The organism is Flavobacterium sp. KACC 22761, assembly GCF_034058155.1.
Taxonomy (GTDB): Bacteria; Bacteroidota; Bacteroidia; order Flavobacteriales; family Flavobacteriaceae; genus Flavobacterium.
This window is the reverse complement of record NZ_CP139148.1, coordinates 960,480-977,861: the sequence shown is the minus strand read 5'-3', so window position 1 is coordinate 977,861 and position 17,382 is coordinate 960,480. Positions and strand designations below refer to the sequence as shown.

Sequence of the window (17,382 nt, the reverse complement as noted above, 5' to 3'; positions counted from 1 at the left end):
GGCAAACCATTTTTACATATTTAAAATTAAAATCAAAGCAAGAATTCTATAAAGAATCCAAGTGTAAGATAAGTAAAAAGGAAGTTTTAAAATTTTTACTCTTCTAAAATGTTCCAAAAACATAATAAAAACCGTTACTCCAAACCAGCCTAAAATAATTATTTCCGGAAGTAGAACAAATCTGCTTAAAATCAAAATCGGACATAAAATTAAACTTCCCATCAAAGAAACCGTCATTAAATTTCCTGCGTAATTAAGAATCGTTTGCTTGTCAAATTTCGTCAGAAATAAACTTTGAAAAACAATTTGTCCAAAAGCTAAAATGATTTCTCTTGTAATATTGCTCTTTGGCAAACTCGGAATTAAATTAGAATAACCAAAAAGAATAAAAGTTGTTGTAGCTAATGCAAATCCGATAAACAGAAATCGGTATTTATAATTGAAATCGGGAGTGCATTGCAATTTGTTTTCTTCTTTAATATTTCCAGGAATAATTACTTTTCTGTTATAAGAAACAAAAGAGTACATTTTCTTCAGAATGAAATGAATTGGTTTTATAGTCGCAATTTTTTCAATTACAGGGAAAGAAAAACCAATGACTTTTATCAAACTATCAATTCCATAAGTAACGGTTTTACTTTTATTATCAACCAAAGCAATTTCGTTTGGAGCGCGTTTTAAATCCACAAAATTTTGCTCTTCTTTAGATAATTGGCAATACGATTTTCTTCCGTTTTCATCAAGCATGCCGCTTTTTACAAATCCAGTGGTGTACAAACTGCAAAGCGGACAATCTTCATCATAAAGTAAAGTTTGGTTTTCTAACGTTTTCATGATTTTTGGTTTTAAAGATGAATAGTTTTATGCGTATAAAGCTTCTTCGACAGGAATCAACTCGATTTTTCTTTTGTTTTTAACCGTGATTTTTGAGCCTTCAGCTAAGAAAATAGAAGTCGGTTTTTGAGTTTGAAGGAATCCAAAATCGCTTCCATAATTTTTTTCGAAATCAATATCAATTCGGTGATTTAAAACTTCAAATTGTTCCCATCTTGGGTGTGTCACTTCATATTCAAAAGTAGTTTCTTCATCAATTTTAGTATATCCGAAATAATGTTCTGTAATGAATTCAGCTTCAGAATCAATTTCGATTTTACTTAAATCTTTTTTGGTTTCAATTTCAATTGTATTCCATTCTTTTTCATTTTTCCATTGATAAATAAAAGTATTGTTGTTTTCGTTTTCAAGAATTTCATGTCTCATTTTCTGAGTTTCATAATGTTCCTGATACAAAGTATTTGCAATAAAAGTGATGGCTTTTTTAGGAACAATTTCTTTAATGAAAACTACACCGCGTTTCCATTCACCATTTTCGAAACGCTTTACGTAAAATCTCAAATTCACTTCTTCAAAATGGACATGAAACGGAACTTTCAATCCTAAAACTTTGGTGTTTTTAAACATAAACCCAACTAGACTGACATAACATTTGTTGTTCCAAATATCAATTTCAGTTCCTGCAGGAAGGTATTTTTCTAAAATTTCAGCATCAATTTCATAATTGAAAAGGGCTAAATTTTTCCATTCTGCTTTTAAGAAGTTCATTGGTGTGCTTTTTTATAGATTATTAATTCAGAATTCTCGGCTGAGTTCATATTCTGAAACTATTTTTCTCATTATTACATAGAAATAAATTGCAATTGACATAGGGAAAACTACCATTAAAGACCATTCTATTGCATCATTTGAAGTTGGAAAATAGTTATGTTGTACATAAAATAAAACAAGTTCAGAAATTGTTACAATCCAATAAATTGATAAGTTTCTTTTAGCATAATCTGATTTATGATACATTTTGACTGTTAAATAAATAGCTGAAATTACCTGAATGATTCCCAAAGGGATTTGCGCCAACATTCCAAGATATACAGTGAGGAAGAGAATCAATGTTGTAATCAATGCAATTTTGTTGATTTTTTTAAGTGTTTTCATAACTGTTTGTTGTTTTTAAACTTTCAGAAAAAAATGAAAGTTTTAATTAAATTTTTTTATTTCATCATTTTGATGACCAATTTCCCTAACCAGTTTTCATTGAATTCAGTTATTTTATCTAACATATTATCTGCTTTTAAAACGAAATCATAAAGCTTAGTGGTTTGATCCACAAAGTGTTTTTCTTCTGCAGAATCTTTAGCTTCAATAGTCGAAACTTCTTTTAAGATTTTAAGTGCAGGTTTGATTTCTCTTTTACTTCTTTCTCTGGATATTTTTGCTGCTAATTCGTCTAAATCTTTTTCGGCAGTAAAGAATTCTTTTCTTTCTCCGGCTTTATATTCTTTATAGACAATTCCCCAGTCCATTAAAGCTCTTAGGTTCATGCTGGCATTTCCGCGCGAAATCTGCAATTCTTCCATAATGTCTTCCATAGAAACAGCCTCGTTTGAGACCATTAATAAAGCGTGGATTTGTGCCATCGTTTTATTAATTCCCCACTGAGAACCTAATGCTCCCCAAGTTTGTACAAACTTATTTTTTGCTTCTTTGAATTTCATTTGTTGATTTTATTGTTTTTCAATGGTCAAATGCAAATCGCATGAATGCTCATTGTCATGGATCAAATGTAAGTAAAAGTTTTTAAACTTTCAAAAATAAATGAAACTTATTTAACGAATTGTAAAGTTATGTTAATTGAACCCCTGAATTTCCGATTAAATAATGATGCGGCTATTTTTGTAAAAATCACATTTTATGGAATTATACTACACATTTTCGGTGCTGATTGTATTAGCATCTTTCTTCGCCTATTTGAATTTAAGATTTTTGAAACTTCCGGGAACTATCGGAATCATGATTATTGCAATGCTGGTTTCAGTCGGAATTCGTCTTTTAGGAGATTCTTATTTTCCAGCAACGACAAAGCATTTTTTTGATTTGATAAAAGAATTTGATTTCGACGAAATCCTAATGGGAGCGATGTTGAACTTTCTTTTATTCGCAGGAGCTTTGCACGTAAACATGTTTGATTTGAAAGAACAAAAAGTTCCTATCATGATTTATTCGACAGTAAGTGTCGTTTTATCAGCTTTAATTATTTCTGTTTTACTTTATTATATCGCACCGCTTCTAGGAATTACAATTCCTTATATATTTTGTTTGGTTTTTGGAACCTTAATTTCTCCAACCGATCCAATTGTGGTTTTAGGAGTTTTAAAAGAAGCCAAAGTTCCTAAAAGAATAGAAACTAAAATTGTTGGTGAATCTTTATTTAATGATGGAGTTGCAGTTGTAATGTTTGCAGTGGTTCTAAAAATGGCAACCGACCCAACATTTGATACTACTTTTGGTTCAATTAGTTGGTTGTTTGTTAAAGAAGGAATTGGCGGACTTTTATTAGGAGCGGTTTTCGGATTTACGGCTTCAAGAGTCATGAAAAAAATCGATGATTATAAAGTTTCAGTTTTAATCACTCTTTCTATTGTGACAGGAGGATTTTTGGTCGCCCAAGCATTACATGTTTCGAGTCCGCTAGCGATGGTTGTTGCCGGATTGATAATTGGAAATTATGGTAAAAAAGTTGCCATGAGTGAAGTGACTAAAGATTATCTTGGCAAGTTTTGGGAACTTATCGATGAAATCCTGAATGCCGTTTTATTCTTATTTATAGGTTTCGAATTGTTATTGCTTCCAAATTTAGACAAACAGTTATTGACAGGTATTGTTGCCATTTTTATTGTGCTGTTTTCAAGATTGACTTCAATTGTTTTACCGTGGAAATTCTTCGATATCTTTAAGTTTTTCGGAATCAAATCGGCTTACAATAAAGGTTCATTAATGGTTTTGGTTTGGGGCGGAATTCGTGGTGGAGTTTCAATTGCTTTAGTGCTTTCTATGCCTGAAGGCGAATATAAAAACCTGCTTTTGGAAGTGACTTACATTGTCGTTTTATTTTCGATTGTAGTTCAAGGATTGACGGTTGGGAAGTTAGCGAATAGAGTTTTGGAGAAAGAGTAGAAGAGAATATAGAAGCAAGAACAAAGAAAATAGAATAAATAGAGATGCAAAATCTTTAAATTAAAAAATGGGCTAACTCACTTTTTGAGACAGCCCATTTTTATTAGATTGCTCCAGCGGAGCAGAATATTTATAGCAAATTCAGTTTTCAACTATCAAAGAGCTCCAGCGGAGCGAAATGTTTTTTCAATAGTTTTATCGTTTATCATCTTTAGAAAAATTAGAAGAACCATTAATATCAATTTTAGTCCCTAAAAAACGAGGTTCGCGATTTCTTAGCACATCAAAAAAAGCTTTAAAGACAGAAATATATTCTCTGAAACAAACATAATTATATCCCAAATATTCTCCATTATTAGCGGAATAACCAGAAGATTTAACTCCGAGTTTTTGACCAATATAAATTGCTCGGTTTAAATGATATTCCTGCGAAATTAAAGTCGCTTTTTTAATCTTGAAAATATGTTTCGCGCGATACATTGTTGAATACGTATCAAATCCCGCGTAATCGATAAAGATTTTGGTTGTATCAACACCATGATTATAACAGTAGTTTTTCATAACCGTTAATTCATCATATTCATCTCGACCGTTATCTCCCGAAAGTAAAATTTTATTGATGCGTTTTGCTTTCCAAAGCATAATTCCGGCGTCCAGGCGATCTTTTAAATATTTGCTTGGCTGATTTCCGTTAATGCCTGCACCAAAAATAATTCCGACATCATTTTTAGGGAATTTTTTTATTGAATAATAAATGTTCTTTTTAGTCGAAGATTTCACGTAATAATTTACAGAAACAATAGCAATTAATCCAATAATTGCTAAATAAAGAGCTATTTTAAAATATTTTTTCACGGCGTGTATTTGTAAGATTAAGATTTAAAATACGAAGATAACTAAAGTAAAATCAAATAAAAAACCGAAGCAAAAGAGCTTCGGTTTCAAATTTCGGTTCTCTAAAAAGCTTAGTAACTTAGAATCTTAGTATCTTAGAATCTTAGAATCTTTACAATAATCCCGCTCTTTTCAACAAAGCTTCCGGTTTTGGTTCTTGCCCTCTAAAACGTTTGTATAAAGTCATCGGATGTTCTGTTCCTCCTTTAGAAAGTACATTGTCTTTGAATTTTTTCGCAATCTCTTCATTAAAGATTCCATTTTCATGGAAATATTCAAAAGCATCAGCATCTAAAACTTCTGCCCATTTGTAGCTGTAATATCCAGAAGAATATCCTCCTTGGAAAATATGAGAAAACGCTGTACTCATCGCATTTTCTTTTACATCAGGATATAATTGCGTGTTAGCAAATTGTTCCGTTTCGAAAGCTTTTAAGTCTGTAATATTAGTTGGATCTTGTCCGTGCCAAGCCATATCTAATAATCCGAAACTTAATTGGCGTAAAGTTGCTAATCCTTCCTGAAAACTTGCACTTTCTTTAATTTTTTGAACATACTCAATCGGAATGATTTCTCCCGTTTCGTAATGATTCGCAAACAAAGCCAAAGCTTCCGGCTCATAACACCAGTTTTCCATAATCTGACTAGGTAATTCTACAAAATCCCAGTAAACAGAAGTTCCTGATAAACTCGGATAAACTGTGTTTGCTAACATTCCGTGCAATCCGTGACCAAATTCGTGAAATAAAGTCGTTACTTCATTAAAAGTCAATAATGAAGGTTTTGTTTCAGTAGGTTTTGTAAAATTGCAAACGTTCGAAATGTGCGGTCTTTCGTTCACGCCGTCTTTTACATATTGCGATTTGAATGAAGTCATCCATGCGCCGTTTCTTTTTCCTTTTCTTGGGAAGAAATCAGCGTAGAAAATTGAAACTAAATTTCCGTTTGCATCTTTTACTTCGTAAGTTGTAACTTCTTCATGATATTTATCGATATCAAAAACTTCAGTAAAAGTTAAACCATATAATTTTTTGGCAACTGTAAAGGCTCCGTCTAAAACTTTTTCTAATTGAAAATACGGTTTCAGTTTTTCATCATCTAAATTAAAAAGCTGTTGTTTTAATTTTTCAGAATAATAAGCACCATCCCATTTTTCTAACTGTTCGATTCCGTCCAGTTCTTTCGCGAAAGCAGTCAATTCAGCAAACTCTTTTTGCGCTGCCGGTTTTGCTTTTGCTAATAAATCATTCAGAAAAGAGAAAACTTTTTCTGGACTTTCGGCCATTCTTTCTTCCAAAACAAAATGAGCGTGTGTTTTATAACCTAATAAATTGGCTCTTTCATGACGAAGTTTGGCAATTTTCAGAACATTTTCTTCGTTGTTGAATTCGTTCTTTTGGAAACCTTTTGCACCAAAAGCAATTGCCATTTTTTTACGCAGTTCGCGATTGTCAGCATAAGTCAAAAACGGAACATAACTAGGATGATCTAAAGTGAAAATCCAGCCTTCTTTTTCCTGATTTTTCGCTAATAATCTTGCCGCTTCGATTGTGCCTTCTGGTAAACCTGATAAATCTTTTTCATCAGTCAAATGCAATTCGAAATTATTGGTTTCTGCCAAAACATTTTCGCCAAACTGCAAGCTCAATTTCGATAATTCTTTGTCAATTTCTCTTAGTTGGTTTTTCTTTTCTTCTGGAAGATTAGCTCCGTTTCTTGAAAAGCTTTTGTATTTTTTATCCAATAAAGTAGTTTGTTCCGGGTTGAGGTTCAAACTTTCTTTTTGATCATAAACCGCTTTTACTTTCGCAAATAAATCCGCATTCAAACGAATGTCGTTTCCGAATTCTGAAAGCCAAGGAGAAACTTCCTGAGCAATTTTCTGCATTTCGTCATTCGTTTCAGCTGAATTCAGATTGAAGAAAACACTCGAAAGACGATCCAAAATATCGCCCGAATAGTCCATTGCTACAATGGTGTTTTCAAAAGTCGGCGCTTCCGGATTATTTACAATTGCATCAATTTCGGCTTTCGCCAAAGCTATTCCTTCCTGAAAAGCCGGAACATAATCTTCGATTTTTATCTGCGAAAAAGGCGCTGTGTTGTGTTTTGTATTGAAGTATTGTGTTAAAACGCTCATATTATTTATGCTTTTTAAAAATATAAAATTAAGGAATCATAATTTGAATTTCTTCGTATCCTGAAAAGTATTCCAAAAACGAAGCAATTCTAAATTAGTGTTTCGATACGGTAATAAAGTGAAATGTGTTTGGTGATGACAATTTTATAAACGTTTTTATAATTTGTTTTGAGAAATAAAACATTGTCATTTTTTAAAAGCGCAATTGTGGTATTTACTTTTTCAATGAAATTTTGAGCAACTTTTTCAGACCATTCGGCTTCCAAATAATCGATGTTGTTCCAAAAGTCTTGTTTAGCTTGTGTAGACCAAATTACATTCATTATTTAAAGTATTTTGAATAACGATTTTTGGTTTCTTCCATAACAACATCATGAGAAATTCCTTCATTGTTATCCAAAGAATAAATCGCCTCATTTATTTTACTTTTTTGTTCTTCTGAAAGACTTTCTTTAGATTGAATGAACTCGACAATTTCCTGAATTAAATCGGGATTTTCAATGTCTAAAACTATTTTAGCGAGCTCTATTTTAGAAGTTTGAATGTTCATTTTGCTTTTTTCTCAAAGTTAAGTTTTTCTTTTAGAAATTTTTATAAGGATTAGTTAATTCTTGGAGTAGTTGATTTCGCAAAGACTCGCAAAGAAAAAAACACAGAGATTCACAAAATTTTGTGTTCCTCTGTGCTTGCTGTGACTGAAAACTGAGACTGATGACTATTTGAGACTTTCAGCCGCTTTATTAACCGCCGCTTTCAATTCTTCTTTATAAGAAATAATAGTATCTAAAACTTTTTTGTCGTGGCTTCCGATGATTTGAGCGGCTAAAATTCCAGCATTTTTTGCTCCGTTTAAAGCTACAGTTGCAACAGGAACACCACCCGGCATTTGCAAAATCGATAATACTGAATCCCATCCATCAATAGAATTACTTGATTTTACCGGAACTCCAATTACAGGAAGCGGAGACATTGAAGCTACCATTCCCGGTAAATGTGCAGCACCGCCCGCACCGGCAATAATTACCGAAATACCGCGCGTATGTGCATTTTTACTGAAATCGAATAATTTCTCCGGCGTTCTGTGTGCCGAAACGATATCTACTTCAACTTCTACATTAAATTGTTTTAATATGTCGATTGCATCCTGCATTACTGGCATGTCTGAGATGCTTCCCATTATAATAGCTACTTTGCTCATGTTTTTTGTTTGTTGTGTTTTGTTTCAGGTTTAAAGTTTCAAGTTTTTGTAAACTGAAAAATGTGAATGGAATGATTATTCTATTTCTGGAATCATATTCCAAATATCAATTTCAAATTCTTCTTGAATTGCTCTTAAATATGATATTTGCGTTATATCGTCTTCAATAAGTATAGAAAAAAAGTCTTCAGGTGAAACTCCAAATTTCTCTATTTCTTTTCTTTTTCTAATTATGTAATTACGTCTCTGTTCAATTTTTTCAGGAATGTTTAATTCTAAAAAATCTATAAAGTTTTTAACTTTAATGTCTGAACTTTCTTCAAAACGATATTCGCCAACGATATATTTTAGTTTTTCTTCAAAATCATTTTCACTAGGTTGTAAAATATCATTAAAAGAGATGTTGTCTCTTTTAAATTGTAATTCTTTTATTCTTTTTCGAAAGTTAACTCTGGTTTTAACTTTAAACCAATTTGAATATGAATCATCATCTGAACATTTTAAATCTGGATTAAAATGTTCGATGTCATTAGCGTCACTGATTGGATCAATAAATTCTTCTGAATATGCACAGAAACTTTTTTGTTCTTTTAGAAGAATAGAGCCTAATAAACTATTATTTGCTCCCTTTTTACAATTGTACTGTAAATTATCAGTAACGACTTTAGAATTATTGGAGTCTTTCTTTATTTTTTTCATCTAAAATAAAATTGTACTGATTGCCTAATTTAGAAGCTTCTAAAAGATATTTTTTCTTTAACTCTTTATTGTTTTCAGATTTTACTTTATCTAATAATTCTAGATATTCTTTAAACTTTTCTTGTACATCATCATTATAATAGTTTACACCGAAATCATTAAAAAGCATATCATTTGGGTCATCTCCAATCGGAGAAATACCTCTGCGAACAGCAACCTTACCTTCATTATCAAAATGTAAAATAAACCTTTCTTCTGGTTCAAATGAAGCTGCGATAAAAGGAGAATGTGTAGCGACAATAAATTGTGCTTCTGGCGCAAGGTTTTTATAGTGATCCATTAGTTCCATTTGCATATCTGGGTACAAAGATCGTTCAGGTTCGTCAATTAGGATTATTGAATCTTTTGTGTCTAATTTGTAGAGAGGTAAAAAGGATAATAAAAGCCCTTTCGTTCCGGTACTTGTTTGTTGTATAGGAATTATTTCTTCGGTTCTTTTATTGATTATAGGTATTGTGTATTCAGTATTAACTTTATCAACTTCTAAATTTAACTTTTCTAAAAGTGGATTGAATTTTTCTGCAAAAATTTCTACCTTATTTGGGTTGTCTTTTTGCCATTTATCAAATTCTGAGCTTAATTTTTTAGCATTTGCAAGTAATCCTTTATGAATAAGTTCAGACATTTTTTGATTAAATTTTTTTCTATATTCTAGAATTTCTTTTAAGAAAACTAACCATAAATCATCATCAATATTATCATCAAAAATGATAGGTTCTTCCTTTGAAAAGTAATTATCGATGTTGTATCTGTTGTCTAATTTGGGATATTTTTCAAAAATGTCTATTGGATTTTTTGTGAAAAGTTCAATGTTTTTCTCAGAAATTAAATTAGCTTTAAAATAGTAGATATGTTTTTTTTCGTGATCATTTAATAAATTTGAAAAAGTTCCACCAGCATCAACATAGTGAAATTTTTTTTCATTGAAATTTAATTTATCATTTTTAACTTCAAGTATATTATCACTTATATCAAAAGAAGCAAATGTTTTTGTTGATTTTGGAATATCTTTTTTATAAGTGAAAGTAATTCCATTAATAATAATGTTATTTACTACTGTATGCTGATCTTTAATTAATTCCAATAAACCAGTTTTTCCAGTAGCACTTTGTCCAATGAAACATATTTTATCTAATGGTTTTCCTCTTTTTTCTTCAATATGGAAATCTTCAGGATAAGTAAAATCAAACTCTAGATTTTCTAAATGTCTAAACTGATCGATATGTAATTTTGAAATTTTCATGTATTGAATTTTTACAAAGCTAATTAAAAAACGCTTGCGATTTTATACTGTAAACTGTGACTGATCACTAATTACTATTCACTAATAACTTTAATCGTATTCTTCACTTCCTGTGCAATTCTTCTAGCTTCAGCCATATCTTCATTTACGATTGTCACGTGACCCATTTTTCTGAACGGGCGCGTTTGTTTTTTTCCGTAAATATGTGGTGTAACGCCATTCCATCCTAAAATGGTTTCTATGTTTTCATAAACCACGTTTCCAGAATGACCTTCGGCACCAACTAAATTTACCATAATTCCGGCAACTTTACTGTCTGTGTTTCCTAATGGAAGATCTAAAATAGCACGTAAATGATTCTCGAATTGTGAAGTATAACTAGCTTCAATAGAATAATGTCCAGAATTGTGTGGGCGAGGAGCAACTTCGTTTACTAAAATTTCGTCGTCCTGAGTCTGGAACATTTCAACGGCTAAAAGACCAACGTGATTGAAATTCTCCGAAACCTGCAAAGCAATTGCTCTGGCTTTTTCGGCTACTTTATCGTCAATTCTTGCTGGGCAGATTACGTATTCTACTTGGTTGGCTTCTGGGTGAAATTCCATTTCGACTACCGGATAGGTTTTCATTTCTCCCGATGGATTTCTAACCACAATTACCGCCAATTCGTTTTTGAACGGAACCATAGTTTCGGCAATGCATTCTACATTTGGCAAGGTATCTAAATCTGATGCTTGACGAACTATTTTTACTCCGTTTCCGTCATAACCAAATTCGGTGCATTTCCACACAAACGGCATCTCGACTCCGCTCGATGTGACAGCAGTTTTTAATTTATCTAAATTTTCAAATCTTTCGAAAGGTGCGGTTGGGATATTATTTTTAGCGTAAAATTCTTTTTGAACACCTTTATTCTGAATTCCTTTTAAGGTTTTTGGAGACGGATATATTTTTAAACCTTCGTTTTCCAATTGCGTTAAAGCTTCAAGGTTTACCAATTCGATTTCGAAAGTCAAAACATCGACTTGTTTCCCGAAATTATAAACTGTCTCATAATCCATTAAATCGCCTTGAAAAAACTTGTTGCAGGCAATTTTACTCGGCGCTTCGTCGCTTGGATCTAGAACGTAAGTTTGTATGTCAAATTTTCTAGTGTCGAACAAAAGCATTTTACCTAATTGTCCGCCACCTAATATTCCTAATTTAAAATCAGAAGAAAAATAATTCATTTTGTGTTGTGTTTTTGCAAAGATACTTTTTAATCTTTTTTCAACCAAAATTTCGTTGTTTTCTAGTTTTTGCCACAGATTAAAAGGATTAAAAATGATTTTTCTCTGTGTGGTTTTCGGTTGCCACGAATTTCACGAATTACCACAAATTTTTTCGGTTGAATTTTAAAAAAAAGAATTCGTGAAAATTCGTGTAATTAGTGGCTAAAATAATCTTTCTAATCCTTTTAATCTGTGGCAAACAAACCTATTTTATTTTTTTTAAAACTTCTTTTGCGACGGCTTTGTAGGCAGGCGAGTGATCTCCGAAATCTTTATCAATTATGACTTTTAGTTCGGGATGAATCCAGTCGTAGTGATTTCCTAAAATGTATAAAGTTCTAATAGAATAGGCTTTTGTGGCAACTTTGGTGTCGTTAATCAGCCAGTCGAAAGAAGCTTCGATGCAATCTTGAAGGTTTTCTTCGGAAAGGTTTATGCTGTTTTCATTTTTCTTGTAGTGCGATTTTACTAAAAGCTGAACAACTTTTGCAATCGGACGCATGGAGCTTTCATCTTTTAAAACTTTCAGATTTGAACAGAAAAAATCAAGATGAGGCTGGAGCCAATGCAATTCTTCATACGAAACAAATTCTAAAATCCAGCAGGCTTTGTGATTGTTTTTGTCTTCGGGCGAAAAGCAAATCGAAACCAATTCACTAAAAAGTGAAGGATTTTCTAAAACATCCTGCGCCATTTTAAGACGGTTTTCTCTGTAAGCATTTACATAGTCTAGTTTTTTCTGCAGTTCGGAAAGCATTGTTTTTAATGTTTAATACAATGCTAAAATAAGTAATTTAATGAGATAATTCCGTAATAATTTATAGGTAGGCCGGGATAATAAAATCTTGGTTGCGCAGTTCCAATTCCCGTTGCATTGGTCAAAATCATTGAAGCATATTTTTCATTTGTGACATTATTTATTCCTGTATCCAAATGTGCTTTTAAACCCGATAAAATCTCAAATTGATAACCCGTTTTTAAATTCAAAAGAGAATAAGAATCTGAAAAATTGGCATTAGAATCGTTCATCGGAATTTTATCTGTGAATTGGAAATCGGCTGAAAAATAGAAACCTGAATTCGTATTCAAATTAAAACCTGCGCTGGCAGTATTGGCTGGAACTCCGGTTAATTTGTTGCCGGAATAATCATTTCCGTTATCGACAAATTCTTTGAATTCATAATTTCCGATGGAAGCTCCAACATAAGAATTCAGATTGAAAATTCGATTGATTGTCCAATTGTGTTTTAAAGCAATTTCGATTCCTTCATGAAAAGTTTTTCCAGCATTTACACCTTCATATTGATCATCTCCGATTCTTTTTGCAACTAATAAATCTTTAATTTCCATTCGGTAAATCGCGATTTCAGTATATAATTTTTTGCTGAAAAGATGAAGTTTGCTTCCTAATTCAAAATTATAGCCTGTTTCGGGTTTAATGTCAGAATTGATGTTTCCTGTTGCAGTTAAAGTTTCTTCGGTTGCGGGAAGAGAAAATCCTCGACTTGCAGAAAAGTAAAAAGTTCGTATTTCATTTGGCTTAAACAAAAAAGAAAGCTGTGGCGAAAAAATGCCGTCATAACTATATTTTTCCTTCGGATTATTCGCGGAAGCGGGAAAATCATTCTGCAATTCAAATTTAGTTTTGTTGTAATTTAATCCTGCCTGAATTTCAAAACGGTTAGAAAGCAAAGTTCTGATTTGCGAAAAAATGTTGTAAAAATGCCTTTTCTGATTGGTTGCCGTAAGTTGATCGCCTTGTAAACTTCCATTACCATTATTTTGCTGATAAAGATTTTGAAAAGTATTGCCACTGTAATTGTCTGCAAAATATTCAATTCCGCCTATAAATTGATTGTTGATTTTTCCGATTTTAAAATCTCCTGAAAACTGACTTCTCACGCCAGAAGCAAAAGTATATTGACGCAAAATGTCAAAAGGACGCGGTTCGTTGCTGTCTTTATAATTGATGAAAACAGAAGTCGAATTTTGAAGATGATCGTTTAATTTAAAATCATAAGCCAATCCTGCCAAAGTAGATTTATATTCTTTAAAACCTTTTGAAGCGACCCAAGTAGGCGCACCAGCCTGTGGATTATTTTCGAAAGTGGTTTTGTTAATCGAACTCGGAATATATGCTTTTAAATAAGTATAATTTGAAAAGTACGTCAGTTTGCTGTTTTTCTTTCTAAATAATTCTCCACCAAGCGTAATTCCTTCGCGATTGTAAGCACTATTCTGGCGCCAACCATCGGTTTTTAAATTGTGATAACTCAGATTTAAAGACGAACTTTTTTCATTCAAATTAAAACCAATTCTGTTTTTCAATAATCCAAAAGATCCAAAAACAGAGCTGATTTCAGTTTGATAATTTCCTTTATTAAATGTTTCCGGCGAAATCAAAATCGCTCCGCCCAATCCCTCACCGTAAATACTCGAAAGCGGTCCTTTTATGACTTCAACTTGATTGATATTTTGAAGATCAATATCATCGATAACGGTTTCACTGTTTCCAGAAGTCAGAGGAATAGTTCCATAAAATGCTCTGATTTTATTAGTTCCGTAAGGAGTTCTCGCGCCAATGCCGCGAATCGAAATTCGGGTTGTGGTAATATTTGATGACTGCATAAAAACACCCGGAATTGTATTGATGACATTGCTAATATCTGTAGTGTTATTTCGAAGTAATTCTTTTTCAGATAAAATGCCAATAGAAGCAGGACTATTCTGCAAATCCCAATTAATGTGAAGCGGACTTATTAAAACTTCGTTTAGTTTTTGGGTTTTTACGGAATCAATAAGTTTGCTTTTCTGTTCTTGTGCAAAAGTTTTTTGAAACACAATTGCGATAAGAAAGAGAAAATAATATTTTTTTAAAATCATAAAAGGATTTGTTGAACTTGAAAAAAATAACCGTAAAGATTAAATCCAATCTTGTCATTTCGAGGAACGAGAAATCTTCGCGAGTAACTCCACAATCAAAATCGCCAATCTTTGTAGAGCTTCTTGTGGAGATTTCTCGTTCCTCGAAATGACAAAAAACCGTGAAATTTGGAATTCTATCTGTTTAAATTGGAATTTGGAATTTAAAAAATTGGATTTTTACTTATTGGCAGTAACCTTCCAAAGCGTATTGCCACTATCATCATTTACCAAAAGCGATCCGTCGTTCATAACAGTTACTGCAACTGGACGCCCATAAACTTCTGCTTTTTCATCATTTGAAATAAAACCGATTAAAAAGTCTTCTGGTTTTCCTGAAGGTTTTCCATCTTTAAAAGGAACAAATAAAACTTTGTAACCTGAAATATTAGAACGGTTCCAAGAACCATGCTGACCTACAAAAGCACCATTTTTATATTTTGCAGGGAAAGCGTCTTTTGTATAAAAAGCTAATCCTAAAGAAGCAGTGTGCGGACCAACCGGAACATCGGGAACAATTGCTTTTTTGACCAAATCTTTTCGTTCGCCTTTCAATCTAGGATCAGGAATGCTTCCAAAATATGAATACGGCCATCCGTAAAAACCGCCTCTTTTTACACTTGTAATATAATCTGGAACCAAGTCGTCGCCAAGTTCATCCCTTTCATTTACGGCAGTCCAAAGTTCTTTTGTGTTGGCCGGATTCCAATCCATTCCCATTGGATTTCTAAGTCCGTCAGCATAAATTTTTTCGTCAGTTCCATCAGGGTTGATTTCTAAAATTGCTGCACGGCGAATTTCTTTATCCATTCCGTTTTCTCCAACATTGCTTCCAGAACCCACCCCAATATAAATTTTTGTTCCTTCAGGATTTGCGAGCAAACTTCTTGTCCAGTGATTGTTGTATCCGCCAGCAGGAAGTTCAACAATTTTAGTTCCCTGAGTTTCTAATTTTAAAGGGGCATTTTTATAAGGATAACGGTAAAGACCGTCAGTATTGGCAATATAAAAAAAGTCTTTAAGGATCAGCATTCCTAAAGGTCTGTTTAAACCAGAAATAAAAACTTCGCGAGTTTCATATTTTCCGTCTTTATCATTGTCACGCAAAATGATAATTTGGTTTTTGCTTGTTCTTGTGCCGCTTTCAACAACAAAAATGTCATTGTTTGGGCCGATATAACTCCAACGCGGATTGCTAAAACCGTCAGCAAATTTTGTAACCGTAAAACCTTCGGGCGCAATTGGTGTTTTTCCTTCTGGCCAGCCTAAAACTTTACTGTTTTTTGTTTTTGATTCTGTTGCATATGGCGGTGGCAAGGTAATGTTGCCAATAGCAGTTTTTACAACATTTGCAGGTTGTTTTGAAAGTGCTTCTTTTTCTTCTTTACTAACTTGTCCGTGACATGCGGTAAGGATCAAAAAAGCTGAAAAGATTTGTATTGTGGTTTTCATTGCGGTTCGTTTTAAAGTTTAGAAGGCTACAATTTACTAAAATAAAAAAGTCTTTTTTCGAAAAGATGTGCTTAAAGTGTTTAAAAATGCTCAGACAGTTTATTTTGATATTTACAGTTAAGTTGTAATTCTGTATCTTTGTCCATTATTTTAAATTTAAAAATAATGATACAACTTCACGATAAACAATTTGTTCCGTTTATTTCGGCTAAAGAAATTGATTTTGCTTTAACTAAATTAGTGGCTCAAGTAGAAGATGATTTTGGAGACGATACGCCAATTTTTATTGGAGTTTTGAACGGGGCCTTTATGGTTGTTTCCGATTTTTTGAAAAAGTATAAAAAACCGTGCGAGGTTTCATTCATCAAAATGGCTTCGTATGAAGGTACAGAAACTACAAATTCGGTTAAAGAATTAATCGGAATTAATCAGGATTTGTCAGGCAGAACTGTTGTCATTATTGAGGATATTGTCGATACCGGAAATACAATCGAAGAATTAAAGCATTTGTTTAAAGCGCAAAATGTAAAACATTTTAAAGTGGCGACATTGTTCTTTAAGCCTGAAGCGTATAAAAAAGACATGAAAATAGATTATATCGGAATCAGAATCCCGAATAAATTTATTGTCGGTTACGGATTAGACTACGACGGTTTAGGAAGAAACCTTACCGAAGTTTACAAATTAGCAGAATAATAAAAAAAACAAACACAACTAAATATTCATTTTAAACTTCTAAAAATACAGAAGTCACAACACGCACATTCATTATGATTAACATTGTTTTATTTGGAAAGCCTGGAGCAGGAAAAGGAACTCAGGCAGAATTTTTAAAAGAAAAATACAATTTAACGCACCTTTCAACAGGAGATATTTTTCGTTTCAATTTAAAAAATGATACTGAACTAGGAAAAAAAGCAAGAGTTTTTATGGACAATGGAGAATTGGTTCCTTGCGAAGTAACAACTGCAATGTTAATCGATGAAGTAAAAAAACACCCAGAAAGCGCAGGATTTTTGTTCGACGGATATCCAAGAACTTTAGATCAAGCTCAAGCTTTAGATAAATTTTTGCCAACAATCGGATCTAGCGTAACAGCAACAATCGCTTTAGAAGCTGATGACGAAATTTTGGTAAAACGTTTGTTGGAAAGAGGAAAAACAAGCGGAAGAGCTGATGATCAAGACGAAGAAAAAATTCGTGTAAGATATCAAGAATACAATGAGAAAACAGCTCCTCTTATTGGATACTATAAAGAACAAGGTAAGTTTTATGCCGTAGATGGTATTGGAACTATTGAACAAATTACAGAAAGATTAACATCAGTTATAGATAATTTGTAGAAAATTCTCGACGGCTGTCGGGATTCCTAAAAGCTATTTTTCTAAGCATGAAACGAGCTTCCACTGGATGCAGTTTTTTGTTTAGAAAAATTAGTTTTTTAGAAAACAGCCAAAATCAAGAATATTTGAACAACACAGCGAACCAAACAAAT

Annotated in this window: 18 protein-coding genes; 3 read left to right on the top strand and 15 right to left on the bottom strand. The window is 32.6% G+C overall.

The window, feature by feature from the left end:
- Positions 1-12 precede the first annotated feature (12 nt).
- Genes SCB73_RS04330 through SCB73_RS04315 form a run of 4 tightly spaced genes read right to left on the bottom strand, consistent with a single transcriptional unit; the run spans position 13 to position 2,549 of the window.
- A complete protein-coding gene (locus SCB73_RS04330) occupies positions 13-834 on the bottom strand; it encodes a thiol-disulfide oxidoreductase DCC family protein (protein ID WP_320568892.1) in 822 nt (273 codons plus the stop codon).
- Positions 835-861: 27 nt separating this feature from the next.
- A complete protein-coding gene (locus SCB73_RS04325; RefSeq protein WP_320568891.1) occupies positions 862-1,602 on the bottom strand; it encodes a YqjF family protein in 741 nt (246 codons plus the stop codon).
- 27 nt (positions 1,603-1,629) lie between these two features.
- Positions 1,630-1,989: a hypothetical protein gene (locus SCB73_RS04320; RefSeq protein WP_320568890.1), complete on the bottom strand. Its 360-nt coding sequence runs from the start codon at positions 1,987-1,989 to the stop codon at positions 1,630-1,632.
- A gap of 56 nt (positions 1,990-2,045) precedes the next feature.
- The gene (locus SCB73_RS04315) at positions 2,046-2,549 is read right to left on the bottom strand and encodes a GbsR/MarR family transcriptional regulator (protein WP_320568889.1); all 504 of its coding nucleotides are present in this window, start codon (positions 2,547-2,549) and stop codon (positions 2,046-2,048) included.
- Positions 2,550-2,745: 196 nt separating this feature from the next.
- Here SCB73_RS04315 and SCB73_RS04310 point away from each other — a divergent pair, with 196 nt between their 5' ends.
- Entirely contained in the window at positions 2,746-4,008 is a 1,263-nt protein-coding gene (locus tag SCB73_RS04310) for a cation:proton antiporter (protein ID WP_320568888.1), read from the top strand.
- 195 nt (positions 4,009-4,203) lie between these two features.
- Here the strand turns inward: SCB73_RS04310 and SCB73_RS04305 are convergent, their stop codons facing one another.
- The 11 genes from SCB73_RS04305 to SCB73_RS04255 form a co-directional block, all read right to left on the bottom strand.
- Positions 4,204-4,863: a SanA/YdcF family protein gene (locus SCB73_RS04305; RefSeq protein WP_320568887.1), complete on the bottom strand. Its 660-nt coding sequence runs from the start codon at positions 4,861-4,863 to the stop codon at positions 4,204-4,206.
- 151 nt (positions 4,864-5,014) lie between these two features.
- A complete protein-coding gene (locus SCB73_RS04300) occupies positions 5,015-7,042 on the bottom strand; it encodes a M3 family metallopeptidase (RefSeq protein ID WP_320568886.1) in 2,028 nt (675 codons plus the stop codon).
- A gap of 89 nt (positions 7,043-7,131) precedes the next feature.
- The gene (locus tag SCB73_RS04295) at positions 7,132-7,365 is read right to left on the bottom strand and encodes a type II toxin-antitoxin system RelE/ParE family toxin (protein WP_320568885.1); all 234 of its coding nucleotides are present in this window, start codon (positions 7,363-7,365) and stop codon (positions 7,132-7,134) included.
- Complete coding sequence (locus SCB73_RS04290) at positions 7,365-7,592, bottom strand: hypothetical protein (protein ID WP_184165664.1); 228 nt, start codon at positions 7,590-7,592, stop codon at positions 7,365-7,367. The genes SCB73_RS04295 and SCB73_RS04290 overlap by 1 nt, the downstream gene beginning before the upstream one ends.
- Before the next feature lie 165 nt (positions 7,593-7,757).
- A complete protein-coding gene (purE, locus tag SCB73_RS04285) occupies positions 7,758-8,240 on the bottom strand; it encodes a 5-(carboxyamino)imidazole ribonucleotide mutase (RefSeq protein WP_111285019.1) in 483 nt (160 codons plus the stop codon).
- Between the two features lie 75 nt (positions 8,241-8,315).
- Complete coding sequence (locus tag SCB73_RS04280; RefSeq protein ID WP_320568884.1) at positions 8,316-8,939, bottom strand: hypothetical protein; 624 nt, start codon at positions 8,937-8,939, stop codon at positions 8,316-8,318.
- Positions 8,911-10,242 carry an AAA family ATPase gene (locus SCB73_RS04275; protein ID WP_320568883.1) on the bottom strand — a complete coding sequence of 444 codons (1,332 nt, stop codon included), beginning with the start codon at positions 10,240-10,242 and terminating at the stop codon, positions 8,911-8,913. The genes SCB73_RS04280 and SCB73_RS04275 overlap by 29 nt, the downstream gene beginning before the upstream one ends.
- A 74-nt stretch (positions 10,243-10,316) precedes the next feature.
- Positions 10,317-11,471, bottom strand: coding sequence for a 5-(carboxyamino)imidazole ribonucleotide synthase (locus tag SCB73_RS04270; protein WP_320568882.1), 1,155 nt, complete (start codon positions 11,469-11,471; stop codon positions 10,317-10,319).
- A gap of 247 nt (positions 11,472-11,718) precedes the next feature.
- Positions 11,719-12,270, bottom strand: coding sequence for a hypothetical protein (locus tag SCB73_RS04265; RefSeq protein WP_320568881.1), 552 nt, complete (start codon positions 12,268-12,270; stop codon positions 11,719-11,721).
- 23 nt (positions 12,271-12,293) lie between these two features.
- Positions 12,294-14,396, bottom strand: coding sequence for a TonB-dependent receptor (locus SCB73_RS04260; RefSeq protein ID WP_320568880.1), 2,103 nt, complete (start codon positions 14,394-14,396; stop codon positions 12,294-12,296).
- Between the two features lie 219 nt (positions 14,397-14,615).
- Positions 14,616-15,887 (bottom strand): PQQ-dependent sugar dehydrogenase, encoded by a 1,272-nt coding sequence (locus tag SCB73_RS04255; protein ID WP_320568879.1) that lies wholly within the window; start codon positions 15,885-15,887, stop codon positions 14,616-14,618.
- 165 nt (positions 15,888-16,052) lie between these two features.
- Here SCB73_RS04255 and hpt point away from each other — a divergent pair, with 165 nt between their 5' ends.
- The gene (gene hpt, locus SCB73_RS04250; protein WP_320568878.1) at positions 16,053-16,583 is read left to right on the top strand and encodes a hypoxanthine phosphoribosyltransferase; all 531 of its coding nucleotides are present in this window, start codon (positions 16,053-16,055) and stop codon (positions 16,581-16,583) included.
- Between the two features lie 74 nt (positions 16,584-16,657).
- Positions 16,658-17,230, top strand: a complete 573-nt coding sequence (locus SCB73_RS04245) for an adenylate kinase (protein ID WP_132989092.1) — start codon at positions 16,658-16,660, stop codon at positions 17,228-17,230.
- The last annotated feature ends 152 nt before the right edge of the window (positions 17,231-17,382 follow it).

What these genes read in the sequence shown, in the direction of transcription:
- SCB73_RS04310 (WP_320568888.1), top strand. Translation starts at nt 2,746, where the DNA reads ATGGAATTATACTACACATTTTCGGTGCTGATTGTATTAGCATCTTTC.
- SCB73_RS04245 (WP_132989092.1), top strand. Translation starts at nt 16,658, where the DNA reads ATGATTAACATTGTTTTATTTGGAAAGCCTGGAGCAGGAAAAGGAACT.
- SCB73_RS04315 (WP_320568889.1), bottom strand. Translation starts at nt 2,549, where the DNA reads ATGAAATTCAAAGAAGCAAAAAATAAGTTTGTACAAACTTGGGGAGCA.
- SCB73_RS04275 (WP_320568883.1), bottom strand. Translation starts at nt 10,242, where the DNA reads ATGAAAATTTCAAAATTACATATCGATCAGTTTAGACATTTAGAAAAT.
- SCB73_RS04325 (WP_320568891.1), bottom strand. Translation starts at nt 1,602, where the DNA reads ATGAACTTCTTAAAAGCAGAATGGAAAAATTTAGCCCTTTTCAATTAT.
- SCB73_RS04265 (WP_320568881.1), bottom strand. Translation starts at nt 12,270, where the DNA reads ATGCTTTCCGAACTGCAGAAAAAACTAGACTATGTAAATGCTTACAGA.
- hpt (WP_320568878.1), top strand. Translation starts at nt 16,053, where the DNA reads ATGATACAACTTCACGATAAACAATTTGTTCCGTTTATTTCGGCTAAA.
- purE (WP_111285019.1), bottom strand. Translation starts at nt 8,240, where the DNA reads ATGAGCAAAGTAGCTATTATAATGGGAAGCATCTCAGACATGCCAGTA.
- SCB73_RS04280 (WP_320568884.1), bottom strand. Translation starts at nt 8,939, where the DNA reads ATGAAAAAAATAAAGAAAGACTCCAATAATTCTAAAGTCGTTACTGAT.
- SCB73_RS04255 (WP_320568879.1), bottom strand. Translation starts at nt 15,887, where the DNA reads ATGAAAACCACAATACAAATCTTTTCAGCTTTTTTGATCCTTACCGCA.
- SCB73_RS04320 (WP_320568890.1), bottom strand. Translation starts at nt 1,989, where the DNA reads ATGAAAACACTTAAAAAAATCAACAAAATTGCATTGATTACAACATTG.
- SCB73_RS04290 (WP_184165664.1), bottom strand. Translation starts at nt 7,592, where the DNA reads ATGAACATTCAAACTTCTAAAATAGAGCTCGCTAAAATAGTTTTAGAC.
- SCB73_RS04295 (WP_320568885.1), bottom strand. Translation starts at nt 7,365, where the DNA reads ATGAATGTAATTTGGTCTACACAAGCTAAACAAGACTTTTGGAACAAC.
- SCB73_RS04300 (WP_320568886.1), bottom strand. Translation starts at nt 7,042, where the DNA reads ATGAGCGTTTTAACACAATACTTCAATACAAAACACAACACAGCGCCT.
- SCB73_RS04270 (WP_320568882.1), bottom strand. Translation starts at nt 11,471, where the DNA reads ATGAATTATTTTTCTTCTGATTTTAAATTAGGAATATTAGGTGGCGGA.
- SCB73_RS04260 (WP_320568880.1), bottom strand. Translation starts at nt 14,396, where the DNA reads ATGATTTTAAAAAAATATTATTTTCTCTTTCTTATCGCAATTGTGTTT.
- SCB73_RS04330 (WP_320568892.1), bottom strand. Translation starts at nt 834, where the DNA reads ATGAAAACGTTAGAAAACCAAACTTTACTTTATGATGAAGATTGTCCG.